The 22,946-nt window shown below is 51.5% G+C and carries 20 protein-coding genes; 17 read left to right on the forward strand and 3 right to left on the reverse strand.

Annotation, left to right across the window (positions count from 1 at the left end):
• From ACFVSO_RS22820 to ACFVSO_RS22885, 14 genes are all read left to right on the forward strand, one after another.
• On the forward strand, window positions 1-1,473 hold the full coding sequence (locus tag ACFVSO_RS22820; RefSeq protein ID WP_387478411.1) for a sensor histidine kinase: 1,473 nt from the start codon (window positions 1-3) through the stop codon (window positions 1,471-1,473).
• Window positions 1,470-2,663, forward strand: coding sequence for a WD40 repeat domain-containing protein (locus ACFVSO_RS22825; protein ID WP_387477944.1), 1,194 nt, complete (start codon window positions 1,470-1,472; stop codon window positions 2,661-2,663). The genes ACFVSO_RS22820 and ACFVSO_RS22825 overlap by 4 nt, the downstream gene beginning before the upstream one ends.
• Window positions 2,664-2,840: 177 nt before the next feature.
• Window positions 2,841-4,244, forward strand: coding sequence for an ABC transporter substrate-binding protein (locus ACFVSO_RS22830; protein WP_387477948.1), 1,404 nt, complete (start codon window positions 2,841-2,843; stop codon window positions 4,242-4,244).
• A complete protein-coding gene (locus ACFVSO_RS22835; RefSeq protein ID WP_387477951.1) occupies window positions 4,237-5,118 on the forward strand; it encodes a carbohydrate ABC transporter permease in 882 nt (293 codons plus the stop codon). Before ACFVSO_RS22830 ends, ACFVSO_RS22835 begins: the two co-directional genes overlap by 8 nt.
• 16 nt (window positions 5,119-5,134) lie before the next feature.
• Window positions 5,135-6,013 (forward strand): carbohydrate ABC transporter permease, encoded by an 879-nt coding sequence (locus ACFVSO_RS22840; RefSeq protein ID WP_387478413.1) that lies wholly within the window; start codon window positions 5,135-5,137, stop codon window positions 6,011-6,013.
• Between the two features lie 21 nt (window positions 6,014-6,034).
• Entirely contained in the window at window positions 6,035-7,174 is a 1,140-nt protein-coding gene (locus tag ACFVSO_RS22845; RefSeq protein WP_387477954.1) for an efflux RND transporter periplasmic adaptor subunit, read from the forward strand.
• Between the two features lie 171 nt (window positions 7,175-7,345).
• Entirely contained in the window at window positions 7,346-8,569 is a 1,224-nt protein-coding gene (locus tag ACFVSO_RS22850) for a hypothetical protein (protein WP_387477957.1), read from the forward strand.
• 322 nt (window positions 8,570-8,891) lie between these two features.
• A complete protein-coding gene (locus ACFVSO_RS22855) occupies window positions 8,892-9,629 on the forward strand; it encodes a hypothetical protein (RefSeq protein ID WP_387477960.1) in 738 nt (245 codons plus the stop codon).
• 13 nt (window positions 9,630-9,642) lie between these two features.
• The gene (locus ACFVSO_RS22860) at window positions 9,643-11,331 is read left to right on the forward strand and encodes a vWA domain-containing protein (protein WP_387477963.1); all 1,689 of its coding nucleotides are present in this window, start codon (window positions 9,643-9,645) and stop codon (window positions 11,329-11,331) included.
• Window positions 11,332-11,397: 66 nt separating this feature from the next.
• Entirely contained in the window at window positions 11,398-12,537 is a 1,140-nt protein-coding gene (locus ACFVSO_RS22865; RefSeq protein ID WP_387477965.1) for a toxic anion resistance protein, read from the forward strand.
• A gap of 225 nt (window positions 12,538-12,762) precedes the next feature.
• Window positions 12,763-13,383 (forward strand): TetR/AcrR family transcriptional regulator, encoded by a 621-nt coding sequence (locus ACFVSO_RS22870; RefSeq protein WP_387477967.1) that lies wholly within the window; start codon window positions 12,763-12,765, stop codon window positions 13,381-13,383.
• Between the two features lie 326 nt (window positions 13,384-13,709).
• A complete protein-coding gene (locus ACFVSO_RS22875; protein ID WP_387477969.1) occupies window positions 13,710-14,453 on the forward strand; it encodes an SDR family oxidoreductase in 744 nt (247 codons plus the stop codon).
• Between the two features lie 282 nt (window positions 14,454-14,735).
• The gene (locus tag ACFVSO_RS22880) at window positions 14,736-15,272 is read left to right on the forward strand and encodes a sigma-70 family RNA polymerase sigma factor (RefSeq protein WP_387477971.1); all 537 of its coding nucleotides are present in this window, start codon (window positions 14,736-14,738) and stop codon (window positions 15,270-15,272) included.
• Window positions 15,273-15,276: 4 nt separating this feature from the next.
• Entirely contained in the window at window positions 15,277-16,275 is a 999-nt protein-coding gene (locus ACFVSO_RS22885) for a DUF4179 domain-containing protein (protein ID WP_387477973.1), read from the forward strand.
• 52 nt (window positions 16,276-16,327) lie between these two features.
• Here the strand turns inward: ACFVSO_RS22885 and ACFVSO_RS22890 are convergent, their stop codons facing one another.
• From ACFVSO_RS22890 to ACFVSO_RS22900, 3 genes are all read right to left on the reverse strand, one after another.
• On the reverse strand, window positions 16,328-16,846 hold the full coding sequence (locus ACFVSO_RS22890; RefSeq protein ID WP_387477976.1) for a DUF3231 family protein: 519 nt from the start codon (window positions 16,844-16,846) through the stop codon (window positions 16,328-16,330).
• A gap of 60 nt (window positions 16,847-16,906) precedes the next feature.
• On the reverse strand, window positions 16,907-17,536 hold the full coding sequence (locus ACFVSO_RS22895) for a spore coat protein (RefSeq protein ID WP_387477978.1): 630 nt from the start codon (window positions 17,534-17,536) through the stop codon (window positions 16,907-16,909).
• Window positions 17,537-17,622: 86 nt separating this feature from the next.
• Entirely contained in the window at window positions 17,623-19,311 is a 1,689-nt protein-coding gene (locus ACFVSO_RS22900) for a ribonuclease J (protein WP_387477980.1), read from the reverse strand.
• A 260-nt stretch (window positions 19,312-19,571) separates the two neighbouring features.
• Between ACFVSO_RS22900 and ACFVSO_RS22905 the strand changes: the two genes are divergently transcribed.
• Genes ACFVSO_RS22905 through ACFVSO_RS22915 form a run of 3 tightly spaced genes read left to right on the forward strand, consistent with a single transcriptional unit; the run spans window position 19,572 to window position 22,922 of the window.
• Complete coding sequence (locus ACFVSO_RS22905; protein WP_387477982.1) at window positions 19,572-20,840, forward strand: ribulose-bisphosphate carboxylase large subunit family protein; 1,269 nt, start codon at window positions 19,572-19,574, stop codon at window positions 20,838-20,840.
• Between the two features lie 20 nt (window positions 20,841-20,860).
• On the forward strand, window positions 20,861-22,234 hold the full coding sequence (locus tag ACFVSO_RS22910) for a four-carbon acid sugar kinase family protein (protein ID WP_387477984.1): 1,374 nt from the start codon (window positions 20,861-20,863) through the stop codon (window positions 22,232-22,234).
• Window positions 22,235-22,274: 40 nt separating this feature from the next.
• Window positions 22,275-22,922 (forward strand): GntR family transcriptional regulator, encoded by a 648-nt coding sequence (locus tag ACFVSO_RS22915; protein ID WP_387477986.1) that lies wholly within the window; start codon window positions 22,275-22,277, stop codon window positions 22,920-22,922.
• Window positions 22,923-22,946 lie beyond the last annotated feature (24 nt).

Raw genomic sequence — 22,946 nt, forward strand, 5'->3', positions numbered from 1 at the left:
ATGAAGCTGCGCATTCGTTCGATCCGAGCCAAGTTTCTCATCGGTTTCTTGCTGATCTTTGCGGTATCCTTTGTGCTGCTCAACGGGACCGTCACGAGCATCATTCGGACAAGCAACCAGAACATCATTACGGATGATCTGATCGGGCTGAAAAAAACAGGCAGCAGCTATGTGCGCCAGGCCTTCCTGATGAACCACTTCGGCAATGACGATATCTATTTCGAGCAAATTGCAGAGGAGATGATTCGTGATCTCTACTATGCGACGTCCAGCGAGGTCAGCGCCTACTCCATTGACGGCAAGCTGATCCATGCCTCCGATGCTGCTGTATTTACCGGCACGACGGCCGATGATCTGGAGGAGGCGATTCGCGGCAATACCGCCTATACAATCTCCTATGAGGGCGGAACCGCCAGCGTCCTGTACGCTTATCCGGTCGTCATCGACGGAGTGAAGGTGGGCATTCTGCGTTATGCCAAGCCGTTCGATCTGCTCTATGAGCAGTCTGGGCGTATTCTGAACGCGGTCTTCTATATTGCGCTGGCGATCTTCGCGGCGGCTTTCCTATTCTCCTACCTGCTGTCCCGCCATATCTCGATTCCGCTTACGAAGCTTGCCGCTGCTTCGAATGAGGTGACGAAAGGCAACCTGGATGTGCGCCTGTCTATGGAGCGGCAGGATGAGATCGGCAGGCTTGCAGCCAACTTCAACGAAATGATAGGTCGGTTGAAGAGCCAGATTGACAAGATCGAGCGGGACCGCGATCGTCTGGAGAAGCTGCATTTGCAGAACAAGCATTTCTTTGACCATGTGACGCATGAACTGAAGACACCGCTCACCTCGGTATTGGGCTATGCAGAGCTGATTAAGGAGAACGGAGAGAGCGATCCTGCCTTCTTCACGAAAGGCATGAATCATATTGTGGATGAGAGCCGCCGGCTGCAAGACATGGTGGCGTCGCTGCTGGAGACGTCGAAGGAGCAGGGACGCTGGGAGGAGACCGGACGAATCGAAGCAGGACAACTTCTGAGGGATGTGTGTGATGCGATGTCCTTCAAGGCGCAGCGCTACAAGAAGGCGATTCACATCGAAGCAGCAGGGGAGCTGTATGTAGAGGCGCAGCCGGACAAGCTTCGCCAGCTGTTCATCAATCTCATCGACAATGCGATCAAGTATGGGCATCCCCAGTCACAAATTGAGGTGAAGGCGAGCACCGAATCCGGCATGATCCGCTTCGAGTTTGCCAATGCCAGCGATTCTATATCGCCAGAACGGCTGGCGAGCTTGTTCGAGCCGTTCCGTACAGACGACGAGAAGCTCGCACGGGAGCAAGGCAGTGTAGGGCTTGGCCTTCATATTGCGAAGTCTATAGTTGATGGGATGAACGGTACGATCGCGATGGCAAGCGCTGACGGAATGACGCGCGTAACGGTGCTGCTGCCAATTGCGGCGAAGGGGGTGGAATGGTCATGAAAGCGAAGCGAACGCCATGGCCCGCTTGGATCGCAGGGGCGGCTATATTGCTGCTGGCATCAGGCTGCGCGGGAGGCCTGCGCACCGAGACGATCCTTATTCCAGATCAAGCCGAGACTGTGCCAGACACTGCAAGCGGACATGCCTTCGGCGTGAATACGATTTACCGCCTGCCAAGCATGGAAGAATTCATAGAGAATCCGTGGCGATGGATGGCATCGGATACGCTGGTCGGCCTTTCATGGGGGAGGGGCGGCTGGGAGCAAGTGAACCGCTACGACATCCCCTATGAGCAGCCGGAGAAGCTGACGGAATTGGAAGGTTATCCGCTTGAATTCAGCGAGCTGTCTCCGAATGGCCGCTATTTTGCCAATTTGACACCGGACAATGGAGAGCAATCACAGTCTATCTTAACGCTGATTACCATTCCGAACGGAACTAAGACAGAGCTTGATTCTCCTTATCTCCTTCCGAGATCGGCTGAGAGCAAGTTGATGTGGTCGAGCAATAGCCGGTTTGTTTCTTATTTCTTCATGAACGAGCAAGGGGAAATCGGCATTGCAGCCTATGATACGGAGCGTGGCGAGCTTAAGTCGTATACGATGCCGGATCAGAATAAATCGGCGATTCTTCATAGCGTGAAGCTATCGGAAGAAGGCGAAAGCGCGCTTCTGGTGAAGTCCGAGCCGGGCAAGCTGAAGAGCTTTGTATTAGGCCGATGGAGGGGGGGCCAATTCGTTAGCGAATACGAGCATTCGCTCCATGAGGACGGAGGGGTGGAGTGGCTCGATCCTAACCGTGTTGTGTTTGCCGGTACGGATGGGACGCTGTTCGTCTATGATCGGCGCAATGGAGATCTCTCTGTGCTGATGGATCAGGCTGGCTCATTCTCCTTGTCCGCCGACAAACAATACATTGCGTATTCGACCGATGAGGCGACCATTGATGTTGCGAAGCTGCAAGGCAACAATCTGCTGAATAAGTCGACGGTGTACCACGGCTTGATCGCTGTCGAGCTGGCATGGAGCCCGGACAACAACGCGTTATTGGTCCAGGGGCGCAAGCCGTACGAGATGCCGACGGTCGTGGCCCCGAACGTTGCAGTTGAAGAAGAACCGCTTCCAGCTCCGAGTCAACGGGATCTGTACGGTCAACAGGCGATTATTATCGCATTTAAGAGCAATAAGTAGGATATACTCCCATGAGCATTTTCTGAGACGCAGATTCGCCTTACGGCGACTCGCCTACGGAGGATGCTTTTTTTTGTGACAACTTGTAGACATCTCCCACAAGCTCTCGTGACATGGCTGCCTTACAGTGAGGAGGTAGACCACTTAGGCACAGAGATAGAAGGGAGATGCTATACGATGAGAACAAAATGGATAGGTATACTGACGAGTTTCATATTGATATTTGCATTGGCCGCATGCAGCGGCTCGAATGGAGCGGGTAACGGTGGGATGGGCAAGCCTTCGAGCACTCCCGGCAATAGCCAGTCAGGAAGCGGGGGTAGCGGCGGTGAGCACAAGCCTCAGGGCGGCAACGGATCAGGCGCGTCCAGCGGGGAGAAAAAGACGATCATATTCTCGACCTTCTGGAAGGACGAGAAATTCACGGATGCCAAGAAGAGGTACGAAGCGCTTCATCCCAATATTGAGATTAAGCTTGAATATATCGATACGGATAACGCCCATGTCGAAGCTGATCTGGAGAAGTTCGCCACGACGACCAACACGGCGATGCTGGCGGGCAAAGGGCCGGACCTGCTGGAGATGGACAAGCTGCCGATGGACAACTATGTGAAGAACGGTCTGCTGGTCGATCTGGATACGATGATTGAGCATGATCAGGCGTTCAAGCGGGACGATTATTTCACGAATATTTTGGATAACGCCAAGGTAGGCGGCGGATTGTATGGGATGCCGTTATCCTTCTTCCTGATGGGCTTCGCTGGTGATGCCGACGCCATTGCCAAGGCAGGCGTGCAGGTCGATGACAAGAGCTGGTCCTGGGAGGATTTCGCTGGGATCGGGAACAAGCTGGTGAAGGACGGAGAGTTCAAGAACGTGATTGCGGCCAGTCCAGGCAGCCTGCTGACGATGATGGTGACCGACCATTATGCCAGCTTCGTCGATGTGAAGAACAAGAAGGCGAGCTTCGACTCTGCGGCGTTCATCGCAATGATGGGGCAGGTGAAGAAAATGACGGAGGACGGCGTTATCGGTGAGGGACGTCCTTACTTCTTCCCGACCCAAATTAACTCCGCAGGCGACTACTTGACGACGATGCAGGAATATCTCTCCAAAAACATGCATCTGTACGCCAAGCCGCATACGAAGGAGACGTCGCCCGGGGGCTACTTCCGTTCCTACCGGACAATCGGCATGAACGCCAAATCCGATGTGAAGCAAGAGGCATGGGATTTCATCAAATTCATGATGTCGGAGGAGATGGCCTATTCGCCGCTATCGGCAGGATTCCCGATTAACAAGAGCGTATATGCGAAAGGTTTGGAGGAGCTGAAGGAGATGGGCTCGGTGAAGGGGCATGAGGAAGGTCCGCTGAAGGGAGCAGCCGTGCAGGTGGACGATGCCCGCATCGAGCGATTGAATGGCTATGTGAACGGAGCCGTTCATCCCGTAGCCTATCAATCGGACAAAATCGAGGAGATCGTCTATCAGGAGACGATGGCATTCTTCAGCGGTCAGAAGTCAGCGGAGGCGGTTGCGAAGCTGATCCAGAACAAGGCGACCACTTATCTCAATGAATAAGAGCAAGCTGCAACGCTGGATGCGCAGGGATGCAGCCGCCGCGCTGCTATTCCTTGCGCCAAGCGTAATTGGCTTCGGGATCTTCTATGCGATCCCTTTTCTGCTTGGCATCTACGAATCGTTCACGGACCGGACTATGGGCGGCACGTTCGTCGGCTTGGACAATTACAAGGAGCTGCTGGATAGCGGCTCCTTCCGCAAGGCGGCGGGCAATACGCTGCTCTTTACCGCTGTTGGTGTTCCACTGTTGATCGTGGCATCACTCGGCCTCGCCATGCTGCTGAACCGCAGCTTATATTTCCGAAACGGGCTGCGCACCGCCTTTATCATTCCGCTCGTCGTGCCGGTGGCCTCGATCGTGATGATCTGGCAAATCTTTTTCGATTGGAACGGAACGCTTAATGGGTGGCTGAGCGCGCTCGGCAAGGAGCGGGTGGATTGGCTGCAATCCGAATGGTCAATGGGCATCATTGTCATGATGTATATGTGGAAGAACATCGGCTACAACATGATTTTGTTTCTGGCAGGGCTTCAGTCCATTCCGAAGGACTATTACGAGACGGCACAGATCGAAGGAGCGGGAAGGCTTCGCCAGCTATTCGGCATTACACTTGTGTATTTGACGCCTACCCTATTTTTTGTCGTGCTGATCTCCATCATTAATTCGTTCAAGGTATTCCGCGAGACGTATCTGCTGGCTGGCGACTATCCGTATGACCGTATCTACATGCTTCAGCATTTTATGAACAACATGTTTTTTGCGCTCGACATGCAGAAGCTGACGGCAGCGGCTACGCTGATGGTTGGCTGTATTGTGCTGCTTGTATCGGGGATGCTTCGGGTGGAACGACGATTCCGCGAGGATATGGAGTGAGGGGGAGAGGCTTGTGATGAAGAGATGGGAATGGCTTCCCCGGCTGGCTCTGTCGTTATGGCTCGGATCGCTCGCGATACTAATGCTGGTCCCTATTCTGCTAACGGTGACGAACTCACTCATGACGGAGCGGGAAATCGGGCTGAACTATGGCTTGCTGGGACAGATGATCGACACGGCTTCGGGCGGGAAGAATGCTTTTATCAATCTGAAAATAGTGCCTGACTGGCTGTCGCTGGAGCAATATACGCATGTGCTGGTGCTTGCGCCCAAGTTTTTGCGCATGTTCTGGAATTCGGCGGCGATGGTGTTGCCGATTATTGCCGGACAGGTTGCCGTCGCCGCGCTTGCTGCTTATGCTTTCGCCAAGCTGAGGTTTGTAGGTCGGGACAAGCTGTTTCTGGTCTATTTGATGACGATGCTGATGCCTTTTCAAGTGACGCTGGTACCCAATTACATGGTCATTGACTGGCTGGGGCTGATGAACAGCGAGGCGGCCATCATATTGCCCGGCATCTTCGGCGCGTTCGGCGTCTTTATGCTGCGACAGTTTATGGCTCATATTCCGTCGGCTTATTCCGAAGCGGCCAAGATGGATGGGGCAGGACAATGGACGATCTTCCTGCGCATTATATTGCCGCTGGCGAAGCCAGGGCTTGCGGCGCTTATCGTGCTTCTGTTCGTCGATTACTGGAATATGATCGAGCAGCCGATTATTTTTTTGCAGGAGGCATCCAGGCAGCCGTTGTCCCTCTACCTGTCTTATATCGACAAGGAGGCGAGAGGCATTGCTTTCGCTGAGTCTGTGCTGTACATGACGCCGATGGTGCTGCTGTTCCTCTATGCGGAATCTTATTTTGTCGAGGGCGTGCAATTGTCGGGCATTAAGGGATAGATGAGTTCGGGGGTGATGTCGTTGGATAGAGAAGAAATAGCAGCGCATGCGAAAAAAAGAAAACTCCGCCTCGCGGCCGGCATATTCATAGGTTTGCTGATTTTGCTGACGCTTGCAGGGAATACGCTGCAATCTTTGACGCTGCCCAAGGTCTATACGGTGGAGGTGAGCAAAGGCGAGCTGGTTCACGCCTATCAGGGGACATCTATGGTGTACCCTTCAGAGGTCAAGGAACTGGCTAATCCGGCTGGCTGGAAGGTGTCGAAGGTGCTGGTGAAAAAGGGGGAAATGGTGCAAAAAGGGCAGACGCTTGTCGAATATGACGATTCGGAAGCGCAGGGACAGCTTGCGGAGCAAGATTCGGCCTTGAAGAAGCTTCAGATGTCAATGGAGGGGCTGGAGCATGCCTACAAGCTGGCCTCCATGTCTGAGGATGAGGCGGCCAAGAAGAGCGCCAAGCTTGCGATTGAGACCGCCAAGCTGGATATCGCCGATCAGAAGCGGCGTATGGAACGTCTGGAGTCGGAAGTGAGCGAGCATCGCCGGCTAAGGGCTCCGTTCAACGGTCTGGTCATGGACGTACTTGCGGAGGAGGGACTCGGCGGCTCCAGCTCGCCGGATGTGCGCATATCCAGTACCGCGGGAGGTTTTCAGGCTGACTTTTCGATTCCGCAATCGCTCGCTAATCTGCTTCATGAAGGTGAGGAGATTGAGGTGGCGATCGGCGGCGAGGATAGCCGATTGCTTACTGGCCGGGTGGCTGAATGGTCTGATAGTTTAGCAACGAACACGGCTGGAGGCGAAGCGGATAGCAACGGTGGAGGGCAAAACGCTCAGACTGCGGCGATCAAGCTGCTGCTGAATGACCAGGAGCTGCGGGGTGGGGAGAAGATCAGCCTTGATCTGAAGCGGTCGAAGACATCGGACAGCGTGCTGGTTCCGAATGATGCGGTCCGCAAGGATCTGGAAGGCCCATACGTATATATACTCAATGAACAGCAAGGCCCTCTGGGCAACGCTTACTACGTCATGCGGGTATCCATTACAATTGCTGATGCCAATGATATAGCTGCCGCTGTCAGCTCCGGCCTGTTCGATAAGCAGCGTATTATTCTGAATAGCAGTGAGCCGGTGATGGATGGAGTGCGGGTTAGGTATTGAATGTATTAGCTCATTTTATGGATTATAACAAAAAGTATATGGAAATATACTATAATTAATGTCTGTACAGCCTTCATGCATTCAGATAGAATATGGAAGGATGTATTTTAATAGGAAATAGTTGAAATTCCATTAAAATATATCCGATTATCATACATGGAGGCAATTACAGTGAAGTGGAGAAAATGGCTAGTCGTCATCCTTGCTGCAGCAATCTGGATGATGCCTATGTCAGCTCAAGCGATTACAATGTCCGAATTGAAATCCGGAATTGTGCTTGGCAAAGCTGATAAATCAGTTACGAAGTTTTTTGTGAATGATGTACAAGTGCCTACGATGACTTTTAATGGCAGGCTGATTGTGTTTACGAAAGATTTGAAGAGCTTTGGATTTGCAACATCATGGAATCAAAAGCAACGAGATATCGTTGTCCGCAGAGACTTGGCTCGGAATGAGTTTGCAAAGGTAAAGGATACAACAAGCGCAAAGCCGGTTAATGTCCTTCATACGGATATTAGGGTTTATTTGGATAATCGTTTAGTGCCTGTATTTTACGTTGATAATGCTACCGCTATCTACGCAGAGGATTTATTCCGCTACGGATCGATCAGCTATGATACGAAAGCGAAGGAGCAGCGATTGACGCTGTCCAAATATCCGAGCAAAGATTTGCCGCTTGGAATGAGAATTTCAGAGGCAGACAATTCCATTCATATATCTAATTATTCCGATATCAGATACTATTATATCGACTATGATTTGTTCTACTATAACCGAGTGACTCAAAAAATAGAGGTATTATCGGATAGAAATTATGGTTTAGACGCTCGTAAGAAAGATAGCGGTGGTTATTGGGGCCCAGGTTCAAGCTTAGGATATTCAAATGCATGGAAATACATCTTCCTTGGCTTTGTCATAAAATCGACTACAGACGATAATTGGAATGTCGTAAAAAATCCAATTTATAAAGATGAAGCAAACTATGTTAAAACGAAATATTTGGATTATGCGCTTATGATCGAGAAGGTGCGTAAGACGGAGTTGACCAATGAGCTTAAGGTGAATAATAACGTCCCGCTTAAAGTAACAGGCACGACGATAGGGTATAATCTGATTGGCATTCCTGAGCCGGAAATTACCTTCAAGAATCTGTCTGACAAAACAATCGATGCCCTTGAAATTGAGATTCGCTGCTATGATACATTCGGAAGAGCGGTTACGTTCCCTGGATACAGCAACTTGTTCCGTGGAATCGCTCAGGAAGTCATGATTCCGTCTGGCACGGAGGATACTTTTGTGTGGACGTTGAATTTATTCGACAATACGACGAAGGTTAACGTTACGGTTACGAATGTGCATTATACAGACGGTACAACCTGGAAGAAGAAAAAATAATACGCGCCACTGGCGGCGCTCGAAGAGTCCGAACCTGGTTCGGGCTCTTTTTTGTTGAACAGTCGTTATCACTTGATTCAATATTCAACGGATTAGTGATCAATCGGCAAAGTCCAACTGCAGATTGTCCTGTAAAATTAAGGAGCCAATACAGGTAAACTCTGCTAAAATAACTAAGGGATGCGGACTGGCAGCAATATGTTGCCTTGTAAATTTTGCATCGATCTGGCATGTAGTACGTAATTAATTTTATGGAGAGATGGATAATGGTTCCACTCATAGCTCGGAGAGCCCATTCGCAGGAATGGAGGGGGTGTGTCGAATGAAAGGCATTAAGCTGCTTGGATTAATGATCGGAATCGTCGTTTTGAATATCGCCGTATTGTCCCCGGGGCTGCTGGGTGTCGAGATCGGCGGCGACAGCGTACTGGAGACGGCCTCTGGCATTACGCTGCTAGTTGTCAGCTTCTTGGTGCTGGTGTATGGAAGCTACACGCTGCTCATCAAACCTCCCTATGTGCCGCCTGTAAGAGAAGTTAAGACACATGAGGATTATGTAGCCGCACTTTCGCAATTCCGTAATGTGAAGGGTCTAAAGAAAGAAATCGCCCTCGCTCTGGATCAACTGGACCGGATTGACAAGAAGAAGGATACGCTGCTTGATGTGCTGGCGCAACGATTCGAGCCTTCGGAGCTCAGCTACAAGAAGTTTATTACGGTCATTGACGAGGTTCGCAAGCTGTTTTATTTGAATATACGCGGCATCTTGAATAAGCTTAGCGTCTTTGACGCTCAGGAGTTCGCCAGCTTTGCCGGCCAGCAGCATAAGTCGGGTTTATTTTCGAATAGGCTGGTCCAGGAGAAAGCGGCGCTTTATCAGGAATATATGGCTCATATGTCTGGCTATCTGGGAGTCAATGAAGAGATTTTGCTCAAGCTGGACAAATTGCTGCTGGAGATTTCCTTGCTGGGCAGCACGGATTACCGCGATGTCGAGGATATGCCTTGCATGAAGGAAATTGATCAGCTTATTAATCAAACCAAATATTATAAGCAATAAGGGGGAGTGGAGCATGGCAAACAAAGGCAAAGCGTTTTTCGTACTCATTGCTATAGCCGCTGTTGTTTTTGGACTCGTATATGCAGGTATTACATTAACCTCCAATCTGGGCAAGACGGATTCGCAGGTGAACGTGGAAGACGCGGGCAAGCGTCTGGATAAGCTGTACAAAAATATTAACGTCAATAATGTGGAGCCTGTGAAGGGCCAAATCGACCTTGATCCGGTTGCAGTCGGTGACTCCTTGCCGGATATCTCGAAGTTTCCGATATCAGTCGAGAATACGACAGACAGCTTCGTCGAGATATTCTCCTCTACCGAGAAGTCTGGCACCGGCATTGACGGCTGGTTGAATGAAGTGGCCGAGGCCTTCAATAAGTCGAATACACAGGTGAGCGGCAAGCCAGTATCCGTCAAGATTCGCAATATCGCTTCGGGTACGGCCGCAGATTACATACGATCGGGCAAATACGTCCCGGATGCATTCACGCCATCCAACGAGCTGTGGGGAGAGATGGTGAAGGCTGAAGGCATACCGACTGAGCTTGTGACGAAGCGTATTGTCGGCAACGTGACGGGGATCGTCACGCGGAAAGCAAAGTATGACGAGCTGGTCGAGAAGTACGGTTCGATTAATGTAAAGACGGTTACGGATGCTATCGCGGACAATGAGCTGTCCATGGGCTATACCGATCCCTTCGCAAGCTCGACCGGCCTTAATTTCCTTGTGACTTCACTGAGAACTTTTGACCATACGAACTTGCTTGGAGATACGGCGGTGCAAGGGTTCGAGCGCTTCCAGGCCAATGTGCCGTTTATCGCATCGACAACGATTCAGATGCGCGACGCAGCCAAGACAGGCATGCTGGACTCCTTTGTACTGGAATACCAGACGTATGTGAATGCGGCTGATCTGAAGAGCGGTTATGTGTTCACGCCATTCGGCGTAAGGCATGACAGCCCGCTGTATGCACTTGGTGATCTTCCGCAGGAGAAGCGGGATATCATTAAGGCATTCGCGGATTTCGTCGCCCAGGATAAGAACCAGAAGCTCGGGACGGAGAAGGGCTTTAACGGCCTCGAGGAATACCAGTCGGAGCTGGAAGCGGTTGATGGCGGTACGCTAGTATCCGCTCAGAGACTGTGGAAAGAGAAGAAGGATGGCAGCAAGCCGATTGCCGCCGTATTCGTAGCCGACGTATCCGGCAGTATGGACGGAGAGCCGCTGAATCGCCTGAAGGAATCCCTTCTGCAAGGGCAGAAGTATCTCGGACGCGATAATAGTATCGGATTTGTGTCCTACTCCAGTGACGTGTCCATTAATCTGCCGATCGCAAAGTACGATACGAATCAGCAGTCCATGTTCGTCGGGGCGATTAACAGCTTGCAGGCAAGCGGCGGGACGGCGACGTTCGACGGCATCGTCGTTGCGATGAAGATGCTTCAGGACGAGGTGGCCCTGAATCCCGACGTGAAGCCGGTTATTTTCGTTCTTAGCGACGGAGAGACGAATGAAGGCCATTCGCTCAAGGATATTAGAGGCTTAATTGAGACGTATAAAATTCCGATCTACACGATCGGGTATACCGCTAATATCGAAGCGCTGAAGAGCATATCAAGTATTAATGAAGCAGCCAGCATCAATGCCGACACCGATGATGTCGTGTACAAAATCGGCAATCTGCTGAACGTTCAAATGTAAGAAATAGCGAGGTTTGGAGCAAGCGTTTGATATAGACGGAGTACCTATTCACTGAGGAGGGATTGCATGTCGTTTACGATGGAAGTAATTAAGCCGGAGGAAATCAAATCTGCGATTGAAGAGCAGGTGAAGCCGGAGCCTGAAGAAGTAAGCCAGCTGAAGGAGCTTGCGCAGAACAATGTATCCTCCATTCTGGCGCTCGACATCGAGTCGCTGGAGAAGCGCAAAGAAATTTTGCAATCGATCGACAGCTTTGGCATGAACACGATGAGATCATCCTCGGATAAAAACGCACTGTTGCAAGTTTCTGTAGGAAAGCTGTCCAAGACCGGCGATGAAGGCGGGCAAGTGGCGAAAGGTTTGACAGAGCTGCATATGCAGCTTAAGGATCTGGACCCTAGCGCGGTAGACTTCGCCAAGAGCGGGCTTCTGGGCAAGCTCTTTAATCCGCTGCGCCACTACTTTGCCAAGTACCAGAAGGCGGATTCGGTCATCTCTGACATTATCGTATCGCTGGATAAGGGCAAGACGGTGCTGCGCAACGACAACACGACTCTGGAATTCGAGCAGCAAGCGTTGCGGGATCTGACCAAGCGTCTGCAGAAGGAGATTCAGCTCGGCATTCTGATGGATCAAGAGATCGAGTCCCAGATTGAGGCGGCGAAGCTTCGGATGGAATCGGAGGATAAGATTCGGTTCATAACCGAGGAAGTGTTGTTTCCGCTGCGTCAGCGGGTAATGGATCTGCAGCAGATGCAGGTCGTGAACCAGCAAGGCATTATGGCGATTGAAGTCGTCATGCGGAATAATAAAGAGCTGATTCGCGGTGTCGATCGCGCGCGGAACGTTACGGTCTCCGCACTTAAGATTTCAGTAACAGTGGCAAGCGCCCTATATAATCAAAGAATCGTGCTGCAGAAGATTGAGTTGCTTAACGAGACAACGAACAATATGATCAGCGGCACGTCCAAGATGCTGAAAAACCAAGGAGCGGCGATCCACAAGCAATCGCTGGAGGCGAGCATCTCGGTCGATACGCTTAAGCAGGCGTTCTCCGATGTGCTGGACGCGCTGGATTCAATCAGCACCTACAAGCAGGATGCTCTGCCGAAGATGAGAGATACCATCACGCAATTCAGAGAGCTGGCCGACACGGGAGAGAAGCAAATTCTGCGTTTGGAGAAAGGGCATAAGCTGGGCTTGTAGACAGCGGCGGACCTCGGAACTCATATGTCATTAAGAGCCATAGCCATCTCGGCTGTGGCTCTTCTTTGCTGCAAGAGCCATCTGGCAATGAAGATGAACGCATAAGGCTCATCGCGAAGCCAGCCGGTATGTTGATTTGCGGGGGATGGATAGTTGTGTTCGCTCGCTGCGATGCTATAATGAACGAAGTGAAAGGGGGGAGGCAAGTGGCCGAGCGAGCCCTGATTGAATGTTCGGCTGCTGATTCCAATGACGGCTAATGATTTGCCTTTAACAAGAGAGGCGATACTGGATGCGGCGGAGCAGGTGCTGCGTCGGTTTGGACCGGACAAGACATCGGTTGTTGATATTGCAAAGGTACTGAAGGTGAGCCATGGCACGCTGTACCGCCATTTTGCGAGCAAGTCCGCGATTCGGGAGGCAGTGACGGAGAGATGGCTGCATCAGAGCATTACGGTCCCGCTGGCAGCCATTGCGGATGAAGCCAGCGGCAGCGCGGTCGATCAATTGCGCGTATGGATGGAGACGCTGGTTCGGCTGAAGCGAACCTTCTCGCTCGAAGATGCGGAGATGTTCAGCATGTACGCCGCCGTCACGTTGATCGAGGTAGAGATGATATCCGAGCATGTGAACCGGCTCATTGCACAGATGGGGCAGCTGATTGACAGGGGTATGCAAGCCGGGGAATTAAAGCCGGGGGATTCGGCGCAAATGGCGAGAGCCCTCTTCCTGGCGTCATCGCGCTTCCATCATCCTGCTCATGCTCAGGAATGGCTGCTGGACAGCAATGCGAGTGATTTTGATGCCGTGTGGAATCTGCTTCTGACAGGCTTGTTGAAAGTATAAATGGCCAGGACTGCGAATAAGCTTCATGCGCAATCAGGTATGTGAACCTTCGAACCGCTTGACCCGGATCGGAGGTTTTTTTGTACGGTTTTGTGCGGAATGAATAGATGGTTTGACATGTCGAGGTGGGGAAGCTCCTGTCGTGAATGACAAATAATAAAAAATGTCATTTGACATTCGTTGAGCCCATACGCTATGATAATCTCACACCGCACGCGGCCAAAGTATTCAACTGTCGTATGAGGATAGACTAGCTAAAGATGAATAAGCCGTATGGATGATAATTGTGTCTTGCAGAAGAATGACGATATAAAGGCGGGATAGGGATGGAACGAACATTAGCTGGAAAGGTTGCTCTGGTGACCGGCGCATCAAGAGGCATGGGGAAGCAGATCGCCGATGATTTGGCGAAGCATGGCGCCAAGGTAGTTGTGAACTATGCAAGCAGCCCTGCCAAGGCGGAGGAAGTTGTCGCAGGTATTGTGCAGCGCGGAGGCGAAGCTATTGCTATACAAGCGGATATCAGCCGGGTAGCGGAGGTGGAGCGCTTGTTCCGGGAGACGCTTAAGGCGTTCGGACAAGTGGATGTATTAGTGAATAATGCTGGCATTATGATTACGAAGCCGCTGCTCCAGACGACTGAAGAGGACTTCGACAAGCAATTCGCCATTAATGTGAAGGGGACCTACTTTGCGATCCAGCAGGCTGCGAAGCATATGGGAGAGGGCGGACGCATTATTAATTTCTCTACTTCGGTGACGGGCCAGATGTTCCCGGCGTACAGCACTTATGCCGGAACGAAAGGCGCAGTGGAGCAGTTCACGCGCCAGCTTGCGAAGGAGCTGGGTCCTAAAGGCATTACCATTAATGCTGTGGCGCCTGGCCCTGTGAACACGGAGCTGTTCACCGTCGGCAAGACCGAGGAGCAGATTAAGGCGACCGGCAGCATGAATGCTTTTGGCCGAATCGGTGAACCGGAGGACATCTCCGAGATCGTCCTGTTTCTCGCCAGCGAGCAATCCCGCTGGGTGACGGGGCAGACGATTCGCGCGAACGGCGGATTTATTTAATCGCATGAATGTTTTAACGTATAAGTGACAGAGGAGCCGGACCAGAAGGTCTGGCTTTTTTGTTTGAACCGGAGCCATGACAGCTTAAGACAGCCCTGTTTTATTCGCGACTCGTTCACCGGCGGTATCAAGAAAGGGTTAAGATAGGAGGAAGGACAGACTCAGATCGGTTCAGGATTAACCGTGAAACCTATTGATTTGAAATAGATGCTGATAGGAATCGGCAATGCCGAGCGTATTAGCTAGTAGTATCACAGATGGAAGCAAAGGAGGGCAGGCAGCGTGGGCATGACAGAGGAAAACATAGTTAAGCACATCAAGAAGCGCAACGAAAGGGCGCTGGCGTTCATCGTGAAGACGTACGGCGGATTGCTTGCGGCGATTATTAAGCGGCATGTACAGTTCAATGAGCAAGAGTACGAGGAATGCCTCGATGATGTGCTGCTGGCGATCTGGCATCATATCGACTCATTCGATGAGGAGAGAAACACCTTCAAGCAATGGATCGCCGCCATCGCCAAGCATCGCGCGATCGATTACCAGCGCAGAATGCTGAGAAGAAACCAGCATGTAGTGTCAGCGGACATCACGGATGAGCTGGTTTACAAACAGCCTGGGCCAACGCCGTCGCATGATGTAGAGGAAGTGCTGGAGCAATTGTCGGACACGGAGCGCGTCGTGTTCGAAAAGTATTATCTCGAAGGCGTGCCTTCGCGGGAGATAGCACAGCAGATGAATGTGAAAGAATCATGGATTCATAACAAGCTGTCGCGGGGCCGCAGCAAGCTTAGGGACATATTGATTCCGAGGAAGGTGTAGAGGGATGTCGGTCTATAACGATTTGAATGAGATGAGAATGGACTTATCGCAGTATGAGGAGACGGCGCTATCTGATATGGAGCAGAAGCGGTGGGTGTATCGCGTCAAAAATAGGCTGGGCCGCCGCAGCACGATGACCGTGAGAAGATGGGTTGGTTTTGCAGCTGTCCTGATTCTCGCGGTGGGAGTAGCGCTGTCATACGGCAAGCTCACGCTTGCCAAAATCCCATCCGCAGCAGGCCAGATCGAACGATTCATCCACGGCGAGAATCCGCCGGATTATTCCGCTTACAAGACCATCATTGGCGAATCCGGCGAGAATGCGTATGGCAAGCTGACGCTGAATGAAGTGCTCGTCGATTCCGATCGACTGCTGATCAGCTCAACCTTCGAGCCAGCGAAGGGAGTAGACTTCAGCTATCAGACGCAGCTTAGGCCGAGCGTGCTGGTGAACGGAGAGGATATTCAGCTTACGAGAGGCTCGCAGTCGATCAAGGTGGTAGAAGGCATGTATACCGTCTATGGTGATATTAACGTGCGGGAGCTCCCGCGAGACGGACAACCGCTTCAACTGACGATTACCTACGATCGAATCATGGGAAAAGGCGAGCATGCGATTACAGGCAAGCCAATCGAGCAGCCTTGGATCTTCCATGTAGAGGTATCTACAAGCGAGATTGCCGCCAACATGACAATCGTTGATCTGAATGAAACGATACCGCTTCTTCAGGGAGAAGACGTCACGATCGAAAGTGCGATCCTGACACCGATATCGACGCTGGTTTATTTTGACGCGGCTGAGGCATCGGATTCACTAAGGTTGAAACTTGTCACGGACAGCGGACAAGAGATACTGGAGTCGGAGGGTTATATATCGGACGAACCGGGGGAGAGGTCGTATATCCGATTCTGTCCGATTGATATAGGGCAAGAATCGTATCGAATCGTTCCCATCAGCTTTGACAATCGGGAGGAGCTTGGGCAGGGCGTTCAGATTCCATAAGCAAAAAGAAAGGATGGCTCCGGCTTTAAGGCTGGGACCATCCTTTCACTAGTTATACTTCAACAGCTTCCGGACGTTTGATCTGAAGAGGAGGAGGAACGAGCCAGCCCTTTTCTTTGCTCATGCGCAAAATTTTTAGGCCATTTGCCATTTTGGTTGCGTGGTATTTTGCGAATAGAGCTCCGACATCCTCGCGGATGGACTTGCCCATAATTTGGCTGCAAGCGACAAGGCCTGCCGCACCGTCAGCCGCGACCATCGGAGCGATCTCATTATCAGCGAATCGCGCACCTGCAGGGATGTCCTCCAGCCTTGCTTCGGGTCTTGCGGGAGGGGAAGGAGGAGGAGCAATACCGTTCTCCTTTAATAGTTCATCACACTCTTCCGCTTCGAGCTTGGCTTGGTCGATGCATTGGTCAAGGAACTTTTTCAAGTCATTGTCACCTGCATGAATTTTCAAGGCGCTGTATGTCGAGATACCACCCTTAGCGACCATGGAGAATTGCCAAATATCATAAATTTCCCCGTAATGAAGCGGGTTGTCTTTCGGATTGCCTGATAGAATACCCATTTGAATAATCTCCTTTTCACCTGTAGATACAGGGTTCATTGTTAAGTGGTTGTTACCGATTTATTGCGTGATAGCAGGGTAGGTCATCGTTGCGGGTCTTTGATAGAAATTGCCTTGAAGACCCATTGCGCTTGCATTGATAGTGGCCGGCTGATAATGGTTCAATATCGTATTGGTTGTGATTTCCTTCATCGTGGGAACTTGGTAATAGCCCGCTTGGTTCATATATTGCCATACTTCGTAGGCTTGCTCGGAGCAATTCACCGCGCCTTGCTGCATCATGGACCGCAGCTGCGGGTTGGCGCATTCCAAGGCAGCGATAATCTTCATGGATGCGGAAGACTTATGAAGGCCAAGCAATGCGCAAGCGACATCTCTGTCGTCGATCTGATTCGCAGATGCATTCGGGCTCGCAGGAGATGGATGATCCAGACCGTAAGTCGGTGTGAAGTTTTTGGAGGCGGCATAAGGCGAACCTTGAGCAGCCCCTCGTCCAGACAGATGCTGAACGGCCTGAACACAGCGGTTGTATTCGTCGATCGTGAACTGAAGCTGCTTGTCCAAAATTTGAGTAAGCCGCGGATCCTTGGCGTACGGACGATACAGTTGCATCGTATTGATAATCGTAATGGTTGTGGACAGTACTTCATGTACTTCCATGGTTTCGTGAGCGCCTAGATGTGCTGCCATAGTTTTTCCTCCTCAGAGTTGAAGTGAACACCGTGTTTAAAATGCCTAGTTAGATAGTTAACTATGCGAGGCGAACGATACGGATTCTAAACCTCGATAATGATGGGAAGAATCATGGGCCTTCTCTTTGTTTTGGAATATAGGAAAGCGCCAACCGAATCTTTGGTTTTGGTCTTTAACAGAGACCACTTCCAGTCGTTCCCCGACTCTTGCAGCTCCTCAATCGTCCGGATGACGATTCGGCCGACTTCGCCAAGCAAGCCTTCTGATTCCTTCACATAGACAAAGCCTCTTGAAATAACATCCGGGTCTGACAGCAGGGCGTTCTCTTGGCGGCTTAGCGTAATGACAATGACAATAATCCCATCCTCGGACAGATGCTTGCGATCCCGCAGGACGATATTCCCGACATCGCCGATTCCGAATCCGTCCACTAACGTATTGCCTGCCGGGACTTGCCTCGTGCTAGCAGCCTGGCCGCCGCTGATATCCAGCACATCGCCGTTTCTTAGAATAAAGATATGCTCACGTTCGACGCCAACGTCTACGGCAAGCTGCCGGTGTTGGTGCAGCATACGGTATTCCCCATGAATCGGAACAAAATAGGTCGGCTTCATGAGGGTGAGCATCAGCTTTAGTTCCTCCTGGCTGCCATGACCGGATACGTGCATACCGGCTCCCCCGCTGCCGCCGTGGATGACATGCGCGCCGAGCAGATACAGATGATCCAGCGTGCTGGCCACATTGCGTTCATTGCCGGGGATTGGAGAAGAAGCGAAAATAACCGTATCGCCGGGATCGACTGTAGTTAAAGGATGCGTAGAGCTGGCAAGCCGCGACAAGGCGGCCATCGGTTCACCTTGACTGCCGGTGCATAATACTGCGATTTGCTCGCGGTTGAATTGCCCGACTTCCTTAGGTTCGATAATCATCCCCTCTGGAATATCCAGATACCCGAGCTCTTGAGATACTTTCACGACATTAACCATGCTTCGCCCCAGCAGCATAAGCTTGCGGTCGGTTTTGCTCGCGGCATTAATCACCTGTTGCAGTCTATTTACGTTGGAGGCGAAGGTGGTGAGAAAAATTTTGTTATTCGCCTTCTGGAACGCTTCTTCAATTTTCTCTCCGACCAGCTTCTCGGATGGTGTAAATCCGGGCCGCTCCGCATTAGTGCTCTCCGATAACAGAAGAAGCACGCCACGCTCGCCGATCCGGGCCATTTTATGCACATCGGGAAACTGCTTGTTCGCGGGCGAGAGGTCGAACTTGAAGTCGCCAGTATGGACGACCGTTCCTTCTGGCGTATCGATGGCGATGCCTACGCAATCCGGAATGCTATGGTTCGTACGGAAGAAGGATAGCTTCAGCGAGCCCAACTCAACGATGCTGTCGGTGTTAATATCATGCAGATCGCTATCGCTCAGGTTATGCTCCTTCAGCTTTCCCTTTATAAGTCCGAGTGTCAGCGGGGTTCCATATACCGGCATATTCAACTGCTTCAATATGTAAGGAATAGCACCGATGTGATCCTCATGTCCGTGCGTGATGAATAAACCGCGAATCCGCTGCTTGTTCTCCAGCAAATAGGTAATATCGGGAACGATGAGATCGATGCCGAGCAGGCTCTCGTCTGGAAATTTGGAGCCGCAATCAATCACAATGATATCGTCGTCGTACTGAACGACGTACATATTTTTGCCAATTTCGAATACGCCGCCGAGCGCGAATACAGACAGCTTGCCCCCATGCTGCGGCTTTTTAAGTTGAGTCATCTTATCCGTCCTTCCAGAAGAAATCCGTAATCGATTAGTCAGAGTACATCTGCGGTTTTGGTCTCTTTTAATATTCGATAATTCCGTTAATCTATTCACTTGCTGCCATCCCACGGCTGTACTGTTCACAGCTTTGAAAAAAAATGATCACAAATACGTTGACTTTTGAAAGCGGTTTATTTATGATGGGTACTAATAGATCCAACATAGATCTATCATAGATCTATCTAAGAAACCCCAGAAATGGAGGTCGATCGAGCTTGTCACAACATCGCGTAATCGCATCTTATCTCATTGAAACTCCTTATTCACTGGCTTATGCTGCCGAAGTTATGGCAGGTGAACAGTCAACAGGTACATTCGTAGCAGTGCCTGGTGAAACGCCGGAATTAAAAGCTCGCCATCGTGCTGCAATCATTCATATAGAGGAACTGGATGAGATGTCTGAGCCCTCCTTGCCTAATAGCGTACCGCCAGCAGGGGAGGGGAATCTCATTTACCGCAGAGGCCTGGTGCAGTTATCCTTTCCGATTGATAACTTCGGCGCTTCTCTCGCCAACTTAATGAGCACCGTAGCCGGGAACTTATATGAGCTGCGAGAGCTGTCGGGTATACGACTGGTGGATATTGAACTGCCGGGGTCATTTGCTGATCGATATCCTGGACCTCAATACGGTATGGAAGGGACGCGCAAGCTGTCACAAGTTTATAACCGGCCTATTATTGGCACCATTGTCAAACCAAGCATCGGGCTGCCGCTTGATGAATATGGCCCGCTAGTGAGAAGCCTGGCCGAGGCGGGACTGGACTTCATTAAGGATGATGAGCTTTGCGCTAATCCTCCCTATGCTCCTTTCGAGCAGCGGGTGAAAACCGTAATGGAGCAGATCGAGAGAGCCGCTGATCGGACAGGCAGGAAGCTGATGTACGCCTTTAATATTACAGGTGACATCGACGAGATGAAGCGGCATCACGATATTGTCGTGAAGGCAGGCGGCACATGCGTTATGGTCGCTGTCAACAGCATGGGCCTGCCGGCCGTTGCTCACCTGCGACAATATGCCGAGCTTCCAATACATGGGCACCGCACCCAGTGGGGAGCCATGACTCGCTCGCCGTTGCTTGGCATGGGCTTCAAGGCTTACCAGAAGCTATGCCGATTAGCAGGAGTAGATCACCTGCATACGAACGGGCTGAACAGCAAGTTCGCTGAAAGCAATGAGGGCGTTGTCCAGTCGATCAAGGATTGTCTGACTCCTTTCCTCGGCGGCTATCCCATTGTGCCGGTGCTGTCATCGGCACAATGGGCCGGCAGTGCGGAGCCGACCTACAAGGCTGTTCAATCGACCGATGTCATCCATTTGGCTGGAGGAGGCATTCTTGCTCATCCCGGCGGCATTGCAGAGGGAGTCTCAAGCATGCAACAAGGCTGGGCGGCTGCTGCAAGCGGCGTACCGATAGGGGACTACGCCAAGACGCATCCGGCTCTGCAGCAAGCGATACAGACATTCGGGAAAGCTCACAACTAGATTAGACGGAGGTACAGAATATGCTGGACAAAGAACTTCTACTCGCTTTTTACGGGGATGATTTTACGGGTTCGACTGATGCCATGGAAGCGTTGTCGCGAAGCGGATACCGGACGGTTCTCTTTCTCGAAGCGCCTTCGCCGGATATGTTGCAGCGATTCGAAGGCATCCGATGCGTAGGTGTGGCCGGAACAAGCCGGGCGAAGAATCCAGAGGACCTGGGCAAGGAAGTGGAGCCAGTGATGGAGCGGCTGTCGCGATTGCCGGTCGGCGTCATCCACTACAAGACGTGCTCGACCTTCGACTCCTCGCCGGAGTTCGGCAGTATCGGAGAAGCGATTCGCATTACGCTACCATACTTCGAGAACCAAGAGACGGTGCCACTGTTGGTAGGGGCGCCCGCTCTTGGCCGCTACACCGTTTTCGGTCATCACTTTGCCCGGTATGACGGACAGGTATACCGGCTCGACCGACATCCGGTTATGTCTCGCCATCCCGTCACACCGATGGGAGAAGCGGACTTGAGGCTACATTTGCAGAAGCAGCTGAATGTCGATATGGAACTCGTAAGCATTGTGGAGCTGGAGGGCGGCGAGCAGGCAGCGAGGACAGCTTACCGGCATAAGCTGGAGCGGAAGCCGGGTGTCGTCTTGTTCGATGCGCTGGGTGATGCCACAATGAGGCTGACAGGCCAATTGATATGGGAATCAGCCTCAGAGGGACTGCGCTTCGTAGTCGGCTCCTCCGGCGTTGAATATGCTTTGACAGCATATTGGGATGAGGCAGGCATTCGAAAAACGGATGATCCGTTGAATCCGGTAAGCAAAGGGCTTGTTCCGGCAAGCCGGATACTGGCTGTATCCGGCAGCGCCTCGCCGGTCAGCCAGCGCCAGGTGGAGACCGCAATCGAGCAAGGGTTCGTTGGTCTGCGTATCCCGCCGGAATGCTTGGCTGAGGACAGAAACATGCCAGCGCAGCTGTTGAATGAAGCGCTTCAGCACTTGAATGAAGGAAGAAGCGTCGTTCTATACACTGCGCTGGGTCCGGAAGACCCTGCTATAGCCGAGACTCGCAAGGCTATTGCAGATCGGGGCATCGACGGCTCGCAAGCGGGAGAGCATATTGGCCGTCAGCTCGGCAGATGGACGAAGCATATGATGCTGCAGGCGAATCTGGGCAGAGTTGTCATTGCAGGTGGAGACACATCAGGGTTTGTGACGAGCGAGATGGGAATTTACGGACTGGAGATGGCACTGCCAATTTCCCCGGGAGCCCCGCTTTGCAAAGTCTACTCGCAGGATGAGAGAATGGACGGAATGGAGCTTGCGCTTAAGGGCGGACAGTTCGGAAGCCCCGATTACTTTGTGAAGGTGCGGGATGCCGCATCGGATTAAAGAATAGGAAAATCGTGTTGAAAGGATGTTGTCTTGTACGATGGTTGAACTAAAGAAGGACTCACTTTTATTGAAGGATATTGCCTACAATCAAATCAAGGAGCATATTCTCGATGAACGCTTCGAGCCTGGCCGCTTCTTGTCGGAGCGCGAGCTGATCGAGCTGCTGGAGATGAGCAAGACGCCAATCAAGTCGGCGCTCACGAGGCTGGAGACGGAAGGGTTCCTGACCGTATCCTCCAAGCAAGGCATCATTATTAACGATCTGGCGATCGACCGTATTATCGATATATATGATTTGCGTACCGCGCTGGAGACATTCAACATCCAGAGCATCGTAGGCAGGGGGCTCTCCGAGTCGCAGACGCTGGCGCTTAGAGGCAATCTTGAGGCGACAGAAGAAATTGTAGGACGGCTGAATGTGAAGGAATTCGCCAAAGCGGATCATGAGTTTCATTTGCTCATTTGCAAATTCGCAGGCAATCAGGAGATCCATAGAGTCCTGTTGAACTATCAGGATCATCTGCTTCGCATTACACTCAGACATCTGAAGAAGGACCCGCATCGCATGAGGGACTTTTTGCAGGATCACCTTGATATATTCGCTTTACTGGAGAAGGGGAATGGCGATTGCGTAGATCGTATGAAGGAGCATCTTCAAGCCTCTAAGCGGAAGCTATTGTTCTAAAAGCTATAGACAGCATGAGTATGG

Source organism: Paenibacillus sp. NPDC057967, assembly GCF_042887015.1.
GTDB lineage: Bacteria > Bacillota > Bacilli > Paenibacillales > Paenibacillaceae > Pristimantibacillus.

Excerpts from the sequence above, each read along its gene's own strand:
- ACFVSO_RS22820 (WP_387478411.1), top strand. The coding sequence starts at position 1 with ATGAAGCTGCGCATTCGTTCGATCCGAGCCAAGTTTCTCATCGGTTTC.
- ACFVSO_RS22825 (WP_387477944.1), top strand. The coding sequence starts at position 1,470 with ATGAAAGCGAAGCGAACGCCATGGCCCGCTTGGATCGCAGGGGCGGCT.
- ACFVSO_RS22830 (WP_387477948.1), top strand. The coding sequence starts at position 2,841 with ATGAGAACAAAATGGATAGGTATACTGACGAGTTTCATATTGATATTT.
- ACFVSO_RS22835 (WP_387477951.1), top strand. The coding sequence starts at position 4,237 with ATGAATAAGAGCAAGCTGCAACGCTGGATGCGCAGGGATGCAGCCGCC.
- ACFVSO_RS22840 (WP_387478413.1), top strand. The coding sequence starts at position 5,135 with ATGAAGAGATGGGAATGGCTTCCCCGGCTGGCTCTGTCGTTATGGCTC.
- ACFVSO_RS22855 (WP_387477960.1), top strand. The coding sequence starts at position 8,892 with ATGAAAGGCATTAAGCTGCTTGGATTAATGATCGGAATCGTCGTTTTG.
- ACFVSO_RS22860 (WP_387477963.1), top strand. The coding sequence starts at position 9,643 with ATGGCAAACAAAGGCAAAGCGTTTTTCGTACTCATTGCTATAGCCGCT.
- ACFVSO_RS22865 (WP_387477965.1), top strand. The coding sequence starts at position 11,398 with ATGTCGTTTACGATGGAAGTAATTAAGCCGGAGGAAATCAAATCTGCG.
- ACFVSO_RS22875 (WP_387477969.1), top strand. The coding sequence starts at position 13,710 with ATGGAACGAACATTAGCTGGAAAGGTTGCTCTGGTGACCGGCGCATCA.
- ACFVSO_RS22885 (WP_387477973.1), top strand. The coding sequence starts at position 15,277 with ATGTCGGTCTATAACGATTTGAATGAGATGAGAATGGACTTATCGCAG.
- ACFVSO_RS22890 (WP_387477976.1), bottom strand. The coding sequence starts at position 16,846 with ATGGGTATTCTATCAGGCAATCCGAAAGACAACCCGCTTCATTACGGG.
- ACFVSO_RS22895 (WP_387477978.1), bottom strand. The coding sequence starts at position 17,536 with ATGGCAGCACATCTAGGCGCTCACGAAACCATGGAAGTACATGAAGTA.
- ACFVSO_RS22900 (WP_387477980.1), bottom strand. The coding sequence starts at position 19,311 with ATGACTCAACTTAAAAAGCCGCAGCATGGGGGCAAGCTGTCTGTATTC.
- ACFVSO_RS22910 (WP_387477984.1), top strand. The coding sequence starts at position 20,861 with ATGCTGGACAAAGAACTTCTACTCGCTTTTTACGGGGATGATTTTACG.
- ACFVSO_RS22915 (WP_387477986.1), top strand. The coding sequence starts at position 22,275 with ATGGTTGAACTAAAGAAGGACTCACTTTTATTGAAGGATATTGCCTAC.